Source organism: Cohnella sp. (genome assembly GCF_041641335.1).
Classification (GTDB): domain Bacteria; phylum Bacillota; class Bacilli; order Paenibacillales; family Paenibacillaceae; genus Cohnella.
The window spans coordinates 80,316-91,911 of record NZ_JBEPYQ010000003.1; the positions used below are offsets into that span (position 1 = coordinate 80,316).

An 11,596-nucleotide genomic window follows, 5' to 3' on the forward strand; every position below is an offset into this window, starting at 1 on the left:
TCTGCGATCCTCGGAGTATGCATACACGCCCTAGAGGAGGCTGAATTTCATGGGAATTCGACTGAGCATACTGGACCAAACTTTGATTAATAAAGGAGAAGATCCGACGGAGGCGTTCGAGCATACGGTAGAGCTGGCGAGGAGGGCGGAAGCGTGGGGGTACTACAGATTCTGGGTATCGGAGCATCACGATTCCGACCTGGTGGCGGGCTCTTCGCCCGAAGTGCTGATCGCGCATCTGCTGGCCAAGACGGAGCGCATCCGCGTCGGTTCCGGCGGCGTCATGCTGCAGCACTACAGCCCGTACAAGGTGGCGGAAAACTTTAACGTGCTGGCGTCGCTGAACCCCGGACGGGTCGATCTGGGCATCGGCCGCGCGCCGGGCGGACTGCCGCACTCGATCCGCGCTCTGCAGGCGGGCAAGGTCGATCAGGCGACGCTTGCCGAGAAGATCGCGGAAGTGCTTGCTTATACGCGGGACCGGCTGCCTCCGGAGCATCCGTTTGCCGGGCTCAAGGCCAGCCCCGTGCCTCGGGTGCCCGCGGAAGTGCTGCTTCTCGGGGCGAGCGCATCCAGTGCGGCGACCGCCGCGGAGCTGGGACTGCCTTACGTGTACGCGCTGTTCATCAACAACGACGAAGAGGAAGCGGTACGGGCATTCGAGGCTTATCGCTCCGGGTTCCGTTCGGCAGAGGGGAGGGCTCCGGAAGCTCTGCTGGCCGTTCCCGTCATCGTCGCCGACACCGATGAGGAAGCCGGCAGCATCGCGGAGCAATGCCGAATCGTCAAGATTCACTTGAAGAGCGGGCGAACGATCACGGTGGCGACGGTGGAGCATGCGGAGGAATACGGCAGGCAGGCGGAAGAAGAGTATACGATTGACGCGCGTCAGGCTTACGTCGTCCACGGCTCCAAGGAGACCGTGCGCGCGCGGCTGCTGGAGGCGGCGGCCAAATACGGCGTGAAGGAATTTATCGTCATCTCTACGATTCGCGACGCGGCGAAACGGCTGCGTTCCTACGAGCTGCTGAAGGAGGCGTTCGCCGAGTCGCCGGTTGCGGGGGAGACCGTTCAAATCCCGTGAGTCAATGTCAATGCGCGCCGGAGCCCTTCAAGTTTAAGACGACGACGCCCGCGACGATGAGGACGATGCCGAGCGCCGTCGTCAGGCTGGCCGTCTCCTTCCAGACGACGATGCCGATGACGGCGGTCAGGGCGGTGCCGACGCCGGACCAGATCGCGTAAGCGACGCCCAGCGGAATTTGCTGCAGGCTGAGCGACAGCGAGTAGAACGCCAGCGAGAACGCCGCGATCGTAGCGATGCTGGGGTAGAGCTTGGAGAAGCCTTCGGACGCCTTGAGCATCGAAGTGCCGAACAGCTCGCTGGCGATGGCGAGGGCAAGGAATAGGTAGGCTTTGGTCATTGGAGATTCTCCTCTCTGCCGTTCGCGATGCCGTAGATCAGCAGTTCGACCGTCCTCGCGAGCGTCTCGCCCAGCGGAAGATCGCCCTGCCGGGCGTCGGCGGCTTCGCGGTCCATTAATCGATAGATCGCGCCTACGTACGCGTTAATGAACAGATCGACGTCGAAGGGGCGCAGCGCGCCTTCTTCGATGCCTTGCCGGATAAGCTGGCGGATATTGTCCCAGCCCTCGTTCCTATACTCGTCGATCACGCGCCATTGCACGGGATAGGCGTTCTTAAGCTCGTTCAGAAGTCGGGTATCGCTGAAAGCGAAAGCTTGGGGCACGACGATTAGCGTCTCGTAGAGCTTGCGGACCAGCGGCATTGCCGCGTCGTTCAGTACCTGAGCCTCGCGTTCCTTCATGGCGGCAATGGACAGATCGGCGAGTTCTGCAATCAGCAGCTCTTTGGACGCGTAATGCTGATACAGCGTCTTCGTGCTGATTCCCAGGCGGTTCGCGAGTTCCCTGACCGAGAACTTTAAGCCTCTCTGTCGAACTTCTTGTATGGCCGCTTGGCGGATTCTGTCTCTCATGGCGTTCTCCCTTGCGAGCCGGACTGTGAGGCCCGAATCAACGCGGGCAAGAAAAACAACGGATAGAGCAGCAAATAAAGATTAGGCGTCCACCACATCCAATCGAAGTCGGACCGGATCGCCCAGAAGGCGATCGCCTGCAGTCCGGAGCAGAAAGTCAGGACGAGAGAGACGATGCACAGCGGACGCCACGCCGGGTTCTGGGCGCGCAAGTATCCCAGGCTCATCAGGCCGGTTGCGGAGATGAGCAGGTCCAGCGGCGCGAAGGAGACGTTCCATGCGGCTAGAATCTCGTTGTCGTAGTCTTTGTACCGATATTCCGGAGGAATGAGCTCCATCCAGATGACGAACCAGTAAAGGATAAAACCGATGTCGGTCAGCCACATCATCGTTTTGAGCGTACGGCTCATGTCCGGCCTCCATTGTCTCAAGATGAAGAAAACATGGAAAACATAATGACTTATTTGTTTTCCAAAGTATAAATCGAAGATGAACCAAGGTCAACGGAGCGGTCGTCGCAGGGCGGAGGCAGGGAAAAGCCTCCGGACCCCGGGACGTTTTCCCTTAGGCCCGAAGGCGGCGAAGAGGCGTTATTCCGATCTGGCGAAACGGTTCGGCGGCACCGGCAAGCCGATGTGCTCCCGAAGCGTGCTGCCCTCGTATTCCTCGCGGAACAGCCCGCGGCGTTGAAGCAGGGGGACGACGCGATCAACGAAGTCCTCCAGGCCGTCCGGCAGGACGGGCGACATCAGCATGAAGCCGTCCGCGGCGCCTTCCGTGAACCAACGCTCCAGCGTGTCGGCGATTTTCTCCGGCGTGCCGACGAAGCCGTCCCCGCTGAAGGAGCCGGTGAGCAGTGAATAGACTTGACGCAGCGTCGGATTCTCCCGGGCGATGACAAGCTGGTGCTTCTTGTAGTCGGACTTGCCCTCGTCGAGCTGTCCGAGTCCGAGCTCGTTCGCGCGGTGGTCGAGCGTATATCCGGTGAAGTCGACGCTCTTGAAGTAGTCCGAGAGAAAACCGATCCCCGTCTCCTCCGTAATCAGGGATTCGAGCCGCTTCTGCTTCTCGCGCGCTTCCTCCTCGGTCCGCCCGATAATCGGGGAGATGCCCTGCAGCACGTACACGTCGTCGGGATTCCGGCCCGCCTCGGCGACTTTGGCTTTATAGGAACGGTAGAAGCTTTGCGCATCCTCGATATTGTACTTGATAGAGAAGATGACTTCTCCGACCTTGGAGGAGAAATTCTGTCCGGATTCCGAATTGCCGGCCTGCACGAGCACAGGATGGCCTTGCGGGGAACGGCCGATGTTGAGCGGCCCCTCCACCGAGAAGAAACGGCCCTGATGTTGGATGCGGTGCAGCTTATCGCGGTCGAAGAAGCGTCCGCTCTCCTTGTCCTGGACGAAGGCGTCGTCCTCCCACGAGTCCCACAATCCCCGGACGACTTCCAGAAACTCCTCGGCTCGCTCGTAGCGGAACGAGTGGTCCAGATGCTCCTCGGCATTGAAGTTGCGGGCGGTATTGCCCGACAAGTCCCTTGTCGTGACGATGTTCCAGCCGACTCTCCCTTTGCTGATGTGATCCGTCGACATGAACAGGCGCGCCAGATTATAAGGCTCGATGTAAGAGGTGGAAGCCGTGGCGACGAGCCCGATCTTCGAGGAGGAGCCGGCCAGCGCGGAGATGAGCGTGATCGGCTCGAAGCGGTTCAAGATGTTCGGGTGGGACTGCTCGTTGATCGCGAGGCTGTCCGCCAGGAAGGCGATGTCGAACTTGCCGCGCTCCGCGGTCCGAACGAGGTCGCGGTAATAATCAATATCGTGGCTGGCGTCGACAGGCGCCTGCGGCAGACGCCACGAAGCGACGTGCATACCCGTGCCGACCAGATAGGCGGCTAGCTTGATTTGTCTTCTTTGGGTCATCCTCTCTCCACTCCGTTCAATTACAAGTATTTAAATGAGAATAGTATGAATAAAATGTAACATTTTAGGAAGGTACGGTCAATGGCCCGGTAGCGCGCTGCGAATTTCACTTGACGCTCTCGTTTTGCCGTGCCATAATGTACACGCGTACATTAATCGTTTTCAGACAGGAAGATGACTTTGACGAACCGCAAAGAAGTCGCTAAGCTGGCCGGAGTGTCCGAGGCGACCGTGTCCCGTGTGCTCAACGGAATCGGGCCGATGAAGGAGTCGACCCGGGAGCGGGTGCTTCAGGCGGCCAAGCAGTTGAACTACGAGTTGAACGCGGTGGCGTCGAGCTTCGCGAGAGGGCGAAGCGGCAACCTCGGCGTCGTGCTGCCCCATGTGCCGAAAGTTCATTTGTTCTCGACGTACTACTTTTCCGAGCTGCTTGGAGGCATCGGGGAAGCCGTTCACTCGCGCGGATACGGGCTGCTGCTGCTGTTCAGAGATCCGACCTCCGTATACGACTACGTCTCTCTGTATCGGACGCAGCGCGTGGACGCCTGCATCATCCTCGGCTCCAGCGCCGCCGAAGAGGAGAAGCAAGCCGTCCATCGGCTGGCGGACGAGCGGCTACCGTTCTGCGTCATGGACCAGAGATTCGACCATCCGCTGCTGAACATCGTAGCCGCGGACCACGAACAGGGGAGCTACGACGCGGTCAAGCATCTTATAGGCAAAGGATACAGGAGAATCGGTTTTCTCAACGGCGCTCCGCAGTATTCGAACAGCCGCGACAGAATGGCGGGATACCGGAGAGCGCTGCTGGAGGCCGGCATCGCCGAGGACGACAGGCTCGTCTACGAGGGCAATTACAGCCGGACGAGCGGCCGGAGGGCGGCAAGTCGGGTGCATCGCGATCTCGGCCGGCTCGACGCGATCTTCGTCGGCAACGACCGGATGGCCATCGGGTTGATGCAGGGACTTAGAGAGCTGGGCTGCAGCCTGCCGGACGATCTGAAGATCGTCGCCTACGACGATTCCGACGCGGCCAGCTTTACGGAGCCTCCGCTGACGACGGTGAGGGTTCCTTTTTACGAAATGGGCAGACTGGCGACGGACCGCCTGCTGACGCAGCTTGCGGACAAGGATAAGTCCGACGCTCCGGCGGCGCTCATTCGCGAGAAGCTGCCGACCGAGCTCGTCATCCGCAAATCGAGCGGCAACTAATTCAACGGGAGGAAGACGGATGAAGAAGGCATTGATCGTATGGGGAGGCTGGGACGGGCATCAGCCGAAGGAAGTGGCGGAGATTTTCCGCGGCCAGCTGGTGGAGGAAGGCTTCGAGGTGGAGGTGTCGGACACGCTGGAAGCTTTCGCTGACGGGGAGAAGCTGAAGGGGCTGGATCTGATCGTGCCGGTATGGACGATGGGGCGCATCTCCCAGGAAGGGGTGAACAACGTTTCCGCCGCCGTGCAGAGCGGAGTCGGATTGGCCGGCTGCCATGGCGGGATGTGCGACGCGTTCCGCGAAAACACGGACTGGCAGTTCATGACCGGGGGACAGTGGATCGCGCACCCGGGCAACGACGGCACGGAGTACACGGTGGAGATCAAGGCGGGCTCCAGTCCGCTGGTCGAAGGCATCGAAGATTTCACGGTGTCGACGGAGCAGTATTATCTTCACGTCGATCCGGCGAACGAAGTGCTTGCGACGACGCGTTTTCCGGTGGCGCCGGGGCCGCATTCGCCTAACAAAGCCGTCGATATGCCGGTCGTCTGGACGAAGCGCTGGGGACACGGGCGCGTGTATTACAATTCGCTCGGACATCAGGCGAACATCATGGGAATTCCGGTCGTCAAGGAGCTGATGCGCCGGGGCTTCAATTGGTGCGCGGAGGGCAAAGCCCTCGCCCCGGCGGACGAATCGGCTCAGGCATACACGGGCATGCAGGACAACCAACTTTAATTCCGGGAAAAGAGGAAACCTCGTGGAGAAAATCAAAGTCGGCATTATCGGCACCGGGAACATCAGCGGCATTTATTTTCAGAACGGCAAGAGGTTCGAGTCGATGGAAGTCGTCGCTTGCGCCGACCTGGACGTGGAGAGGGCCAAGGCGAGGGCTGCGGAATTCGGCGTCCGCGGCTGTTCGGTCGAGGAATTGCTGGCCGATCCCGACATTCAGATGGTCATCAATCTGACGATTCCGCTCGCGCATGCTTCGGTCTGCTTGCAGGCGCTGGAGGCGGGCAAGCACGTCTACGTGGAGAAGCCGCTGGCGGCAACCCGCGAGGAAGGGCAACAGGTGCTGGAGCTGGCCCGGCGCAAGGGGCTGCTCGTGGGCAGCGCGCCGGATACGTTCCTCGGGGGCGGCATTCAGACCGCGATCAAGCTGATCCGGGACGGGTGGATCGGCACTCCGATCGGCGCGACCGCGTTTATGACGAGCGGCGGCCACGAGAGCTGGCATCCCGCGCCTGAATTTTATTATCAAAAGGGCGGCGGACCGATGTTCGACATGGGACCGTACTATTTGACCGCCTTGATCGCGATGCTGGGACCGATCTCGCGGGTGACCGGTTCGGCCCGCATCTCGTACCCGGAGAGAACGATTACGAGCCAGCCGAAGTTCGGGCAGAAGGTGCAGGTCGAAGTGCCGACGCATGTCGCCGGCATTATGGACTTCGCTTCGGGGCCGATCGGCACGCTGCTGACGAGCTTCGATACGAAGGGCGGCTCCACGCTGCCGCGCATCGAGGTTTACGGAAGCGGCGGTACGCTGCTCGTGCCGGACCCGAACGATTTCGGGGGTACGGTCAGCATCTGGCGCGCGGGCTCGAAGGAATGGTCGGACATCCCGCTTACGCACGGCAAAGCCGTGAACGCGCGGGGCGTAGGCGCCGCGGATATGGCCCGCGCGATCCAGTCGGGACGCAAGCACCGCGCGAGCGGCGAGCTGGCCTTCCACGTGCTGGAGGCGATGCACGGGTTCCACGACGCGTCCGAGCAAGGCGCGCACTACATCATGAAGAGCTCGTGCGATACTCCGGCTCCGCTGTCGCTCGGATTGGCCGATTTCGAATTGGACTGATCCGTTCGGGCCGCGGATGTGGTACAATCGATGCGGAATGAGAGAGGCGGCGAATTCGGCCGCCTCGCTTGCGCATCATGTCGCCTTGGCGTGAGAACGGAGACGAGACATCACCAGATGGACAGGAAATGGAAGTATTATGCCGGGCTCGTTGCGGTATCCGTGATATGGGGAGCGAATTTCGGCGTTTCACGGAGCGCGATGGAGACGTTCGATCCGGCGCTTTTTGCCTTTTTGCGGTTCGGATTGGCCGTTCCGTGTTTTTTTCTGCTGTTGAAATGGAAGGAAGGCAGCATCGGCCTGCCGTGGAAAGCCGTGCTTCAGCTTGCGGGGATCGGGCTGGTCGGGGTGACCGGCTTGGAGATCGCGGTTATGTATTCGATCAAATACACGACGCTGGCGAACGCGTCCTTGCTGAACGTGGCTCCGTGGCCGATCTTCGCCGCCTTGTTCGCGCCTTTGTTCGTGAAGGAGAGCTTTACCCGACGTTTGGCGGTCGGAGGGGCGGCCGCGATCGTCGGCGTTACCTTCATCATTCTGGGCGGCAAGGAAGGCTTCGACTTGTCTTCCGACCATATGATCGGCAATTTGCTTGCGTTCGGAGTCAGCGTGGTCGGCGCGCTGTTTAACTTGAGCTGCATGTCGCTGATGAAGCGTTACTCTTCCTTGCGCGTAAGCGCCTGGTTTATTCTGTTCGGCAGCTTGTTCATGATCCCGTTTACGCTGGGCGGCTGGGGCAAGGTGGATTGGAGCGGTCTGGGAGCGGGACATTACGCGGCGATCGCTTATAACGTGATCGTCTGCACGGTCGTCGCGTTCGTTGTCTGGAACGCCAGCATGTTCAAGATCGGCGCGGCTCGCGCCAACTTCTTCCGCTACGTCGTGCCCGCGGCGGCCGTCATTGCCGGGCTGCTCTTCTTCGACGAGTCGATCTCGGGCTGGCAGATCGTCGGAGCCGTCTGCATGGCGGCGGGGCTCGTCTGGATCAGCATGGAGAAGAGGCGCGAACCCGCCCCCGTTCTGACCCGCATGGAAACGAGAGAAGGAGTTGTCCCTTGACGGGGCAACTCCTTCTTTGTCATTTCGCTTCGGTTCCGATTACGGTTACGGATAAGGGATCGACGTATTCTCCTTCTTTAAGCGTCGAGTAATGTAGATGGGGACCGGTGGATTCCCCGGTGCTGCCCATCTGTCCGATCAAATCGCCGGACTTCACTTCGTCTCCGGCTTCGACCGCGAGCTTGTCCAGGTGCCGGTATTCGGTGACCCACGCTTCGCCGTGCTCGATCTTCACCGTCAAGCCTTTGGCAGAGTCGTATTCGGACTGCACGACTGTGCCCGCGCCGGCCGCGAAAATATCCGATCCGGCTTTGCCGGCGATATCGATGCCGTCGTGCAGCGATTTTTCGGATGTGGTCGGATGGATGCGGTAGCCGTAGCGCGAGCTGATTTTCGCGTCTTCCGGCATCGTGAGCCGCAATTGAATTTCCTTTGCGCTATCGTGGTTCGTTTCAACGGCTTGAGCGGGCTGCGGCTCGCCCTTGTCCGCCGCGAGAGCGGACGGCAGCAGTAAAGCTCCGGCCAGAATGAAGACGGCGGCCCCGGTATATAAGGCTTTCTTTCGAGCTGGTTTGTAGTCTCGGATCATCACGATTCTCCTTGCGATCAGTTTTTTGCTTCCGAAGAAACCGACTCCCGATAACGCGACTTTCCGCGCGGCTCCGATTTCCAGCAGCTTGATCATGCAGGACGCATAGGTTTCCTTGGAGGCAATGGCATTCAGCACGTTCGCGTCGCAGGCGCTTTCCTGATCGATGCGCATTCTCCTCAGCCCGTACCACGCCAGCGGATTAAACCAATGCGCGGAGACGAGCGAATACGCCAGCAAGTTGACCCAAATATCCTTTCTCCGGTAATGGGCCAGCTCATGTCTGAAGATGCATTCCCATTCGGCTTCGGCCAGACGTCCGGCCAAATCCCGCGGAATCAGCACGACCGGGGAGAAAATGCCGAACAGTGCCGGTCCGGACACGAGACGGGTCAAGCGAAGCTGAACGCCGGGGCGGATGCCGCTGTCCGCGCGGATTCGCGCGAACATTTTTTCCAGCTCGCGGGGGACGGTCAGGCCGGGCTCTCGCCGTAGCGCCCGGGACATGGCAAGATGTCCGGCGAGCGGAAACAGCAGCGCCAGAGCGATGCCGGATAGCCACACGGCCGCAGCGATTCGAAGAAGAAGGTTGTCCGGAGCCCTATTGGAGCTCGCGGGTTGTGAAGCTGCCTCTTCTCCTTCGAATACGGCTACGCCGCTTGTCCCCTCTGAAGCTTCCGCTGCTGCGGCGGCCGAGAGGTTTTCGGCGCGAGATTGAATCGCGTCGAAGACCGGCAAGCGCGTTTCCAGCGTATCGGGCACGGGCAGCCATCTCAGTTGGTTTCCTACGTCTCCGGGCAGCAGCGGGATCAGCAGCTTCGCGAGCAGCAGGAACCACAGGGCGTACTTCCAGCCTGGGGACAGCGTCCTGCGCCACAGTCGCAGCGCCGCCGCGAGCAACAGCGCGAGGACGGCGGCTTCCGCCGAGCCGACGAGCGCTTGCCCGAATATTCGGATCGCAAGCTCCATCGTCATTTCTCCTTTTCCCGGAGCAGGTCTTTCAACTCCTTGATATCGTCGGGAGAGAGCTTGCCGGATTCCAGGAAGTGCACCATCATCGGTTTAAGCGCGCCTCCGTAAATTCGGTCGAGGAAGGAGCGGCTTGCTTCGCGAACGCATTCCTCTTCGTTGACGAGCGGGAAGTAAGCGTACTCCCGCCCGTCCTTGCGGAAGCCGAGAGCTCCCTTCTGAACAAGTCTGCCGATGAGCGTCTTCACCGTCTTCGGCTTCCACGATTTCGTCCCGCTTAAGCGGGAAATGATGTCGGCGGCCGTTAATGGCGACGTTTGCCATGCGATTCGCATAATATCCCATTCCGCGTCCGAAATGGGTGGGGATTCGGGCATGTCGGTTCCTCCGTTCGTTCATCGCCGGCGATGAATACGCCAAAGATTACAACTGTAGTCTACAAGGGTAGATTACAGTTGTAATCGATTTGTGTCAAGCTGTCCGCGTCGGAAAATTTACGGCGTAGGGGCGGAGCGGGCCGGGGATGCCGCTTTGAAGCGATGGTAGCGGAGTAGGATATCCTGGTGGAGGGCGTGATCTTCGGGGATTCCCATATGCTTGCGGATGACGTGTCCGACGCCTCTCTGGCGAATGGAAGTTTGCAGAATGACCGCCTCGAGATCCCCGTCATCGTCGTACAGCAGCGCAGAGGCCATGGCGGATGCGAGATGCGGAACCGGAATACCGTTGTCGAAGGCTTGCAGCGCCGGACGCACCAGCCTTTCGTTGCTGGAAAGCTTGCGAAGCGGAGAACGTCCGACGCGGGCGATCTTGTCGACGATGGCGGCGTTCTCGAATCTGCGCAGCGTGCCGCGTACGTATTGGCTGTGTTCAGCCTGGCTGAAGCCGTGTTTGGAGACGAGCAGCCGGGACGTCTCCTCCAGCGTCCGCTCGACGCTTCGCCGCAGCTCCGGGTCGCGCATCGATTCCTGGATTGTCCGGTAGCCTTGCCGGTATCCGTAATAAGCGGCGACGGAATGCCCTGTATTGACGGTAAACAGCTTTCTCTCGACGTACGGCTCGAGCGAGTCGACGTATTGGGCGCCTTCGATGACGGGGAAGAGATCGAGCGAAGGGACGCGCTCGATAATCCATTCGCAGTAGGGCTCGACTTTGACGGCGAGCGGGTCGGCGTGCTGCTGCGGAGGGACGATGCGGTCTACGGCCGCGTTCGGGCAGACGAGCATGCTGTCCGCGAGCGGCTTCCATTCCGGCGCCAGATGGCGCATGATCCATTTGCGCAGCAAGGCGCTTCCGTTCATCGCGTTCTCGCATGCGATCACAAGCAAGGGGCGGGGCCTCTCTGCCAGGCGCGCTTCGATTCCCCGGGCAATCGGCTCCGCGATCTCGGGAAGCGCGGACGCCCCGACCGCCGTCGTAATCACATCCGCTTCCGCGACCCGTCTGATGACGGCATCCCGGTCTTTGAGGCTGACGGCGGTCACGTCGCTTACAAGAGTGCTGCGCTCCGGCTCTCCGGCGTAGGTGACGGTGTACTGCTCCTTTAGCTGCAGGGCTTTGACCTGGCCGGCGTTGCGGGCGGCGAAGCACACTTCATAGCCCGAACGGGACAGCATCAGTCCGATAAATCCTCTTCCGATATTTCCTGCTCCGAACTGTACGGCTTTCATAATCCGTTCCTCCTCTTCGCGTGATGAATGTTGCTCTTCCGTGTATGCTCGATCGTTCGTTAGAAAAGACCGCTTGGATTTTCGTTGGGAGCTATCGCCATTAATTTTCTGATTAATCAGAAAATTAATGGCGCAGAAGGGGCGATGGTGGTGCTGCTTCGTGTTCGTTGCAGTTTTCAGCCCCGTGCGGCGCGACCGCAGCGAACCTCAACCTCGTGCAGCGCGACGAGGGCAAATACAGCGACCTGAGGCAGCGAGCTTCAATCCCGCGCAACGCGACGAGGCCAAAAAAAGTGCCTCGGATCAGCGAA

Annotated in this window: 12 protein-coding genes; 5 read left to right on the forward strand and 7 right to left on the reverse strand. The window is 60.3% G+C overall.

The genetic code is table 11. From position 1 onward, the window contains the following. Window positions 1-49: 49 nt before the first annotated feature. Complete coding sequence (locus ACESLM_RS01705; RefSeq protein ID WP_372629391.1) at window positions 50-1,084, forward strand: LLM class flavin-dependent oxidoreductase; 1,035 nt, start codon at window positions 50-52, stop codon at window positions 1,082-1,084. A 7-nt stretch (window positions 1,085-1,091) separates the two neighbouring features. On the opposite strand, the gene ACESLM_RS01710 is transcribed toward ACESLM_RS01705, so the two are convergent. The 4 genes from ACESLM_RS01710 to ACESLM_RS01725 all read right to left on the reverse strand — a co-directional run bounded on the left by ACESLM_RS01710 (window position 1,092) and on the right by ACESLM_RS01725 (window position 3,924). Then, window positions 1,092-1,424: a DMT family transporter gene (locus ACESLM_RS01710; protein WP_372629393.1), complete on the reverse strand. Its 333-nt coding sequence runs from the start codon at window positions 1,422-1,424 to the stop codon at window positions 1,092-1,094. Next, window positions 1,421-1,999, reverse strand: coding sequence for a TetR/AcrR family transcriptional regulator (locus tag ACESLM_RS01715; RefSeq protein ID WP_372629395.1), 579 nt, complete (start codon window positions 1,997-1,999; stop codon window positions 1,421-1,423). The genes ACESLM_RS01710 and ACESLM_RS01715 overlap by 4 nt, the downstream gene beginning before the upstream one ends. Beyond that, window positions 1,996-2,409, reverse strand: a complete 414-nt coding sequence (locus ACESLM_RS01720; RefSeq protein WP_372629397.1) for a DUF5360 family protein — start codon at window positions 2,407-2,409, stop codon at window positions 1,996-1,998. The genes ACESLM_RS01715 and ACESLM_RS01720 overlap by 4 nt, the downstream gene beginning before the upstream one ends. A 180-nt stretch (window positions 2,410-2,589) precedes the next feature. Continuing rightward, window positions 2,590-3,924, reverse strand: a complete 1,335-nt coding sequence (locus ACESLM_RS01725; RefSeq protein WP_372629399.1) for an LLM class flavin-dependent oxidoreductase — start codon at window positions 3,922-3,924, stop codon at window positions 2,590-2,592. 174 nt (window positions 3,925-4,098) lie between these two features. Between ACESLM_RS01725 and ACESLM_RS01730 the strand changes: the two genes are divergently transcribed. The 4 genes from ACESLM_RS01730 (at window position 4,099) to ACESLM_RS01745 (ending at window position 8,057) form a co-directional block, all read left to right on the forward strand. After that, window positions 4,099-5,136 (forward strand): LacI family DNA-binding transcriptional regulator, encoded by a 1,038-nt coding sequence (locus tag ACESLM_RS01730; protein WP_372629401.1) that lies wholly within the window; start codon window positions 4,099-4,101, stop codon window positions 5,134-5,136. A 19-nt stretch (window positions 5,137-5,155) separates the two neighbouring features. Next, on the forward strand, window positions 5,156-5,875 hold the full coding sequence (locus tag ACESLM_RS01735; protein ID WP_372629402.1) for a ThuA domain-containing protein: 720 nt from the start codon (window positions 5,156-5,158) through the stop codon (window positions 5,873-5,875). A 22-nt stretch (window positions 5,876-5,897) separates the two neighbouring features. Continuing rightward, on the forward strand, window positions 5,898-6,998 hold the full coding sequence (locus tag ACESLM_RS01740) for a Gfo/Idh/MocA family protein (protein ID WP_372629404.1): 1,101 nt from the start codon (window positions 5,898-5,900) through the stop codon (window positions 6,996-6,998). A 117-nt stretch (window positions 6,999-7,115) separates the two neighbouring features. Beyond that, window positions 7,116-8,057 carry a DMT family transporter gene (locus ACESLM_RS01745; protein WP_372629406.1) on the forward strand — a complete coding sequence of 314 codons (942 nt, stop codon included), beginning with the start codon at window positions 7,116-7,118 and terminating at the stop codon, window positions 8,055-8,057. Between the two features lie 19 nt (window positions 8,058-8,076). Here the strand turns inward: ACESLM_RS01745 and ACESLM_RS01750 are convergent, their stop codons facing one another. The 3 genes from ACESLM_RS01750 to ACESLM_RS01760 all read right to left on the reverse strand — a co-directional run bounded on the left by ACESLM_RS01750 (window position 8,077) and on the right by ACESLM_RS01760 (window position 11,285). Beyond that, window positions 8,077-9,615, reverse strand: coding sequence for a M56 family metallopeptidase (locus tag ACESLM_RS01750; RefSeq protein WP_372629408.1), 1,539 nt, complete (start codon window positions 9,613-9,615; stop codon window positions 8,077-8,079). A 2-nt stretch (window positions 9,616-9,617) separates the two neighbouring features. Continuing rightward, entirely contained in the window at window positions 9,618-9,992 is a 375-nt protein-coding gene (locus ACESLM_RS01755; RefSeq protein WP_372629410.1) for a BlaI/MecI/CopY family transcriptional regulator, read from the reverse strand. Between the two features lie 117 nt (window positions 9,993-10,109). Continuing rightward, entirely contained in the window at window positions 10,110-11,285 is a 1,176-nt protein-coding gene (locus ACESLM_RS01760; RefSeq protein WP_372629412.1) for a mannitol-1-phosphate 5-dehydrogenase, read from the reverse strand. Between the last annotated feature and the right edge of the window lie 311 nt (window positions 11,286-11,596).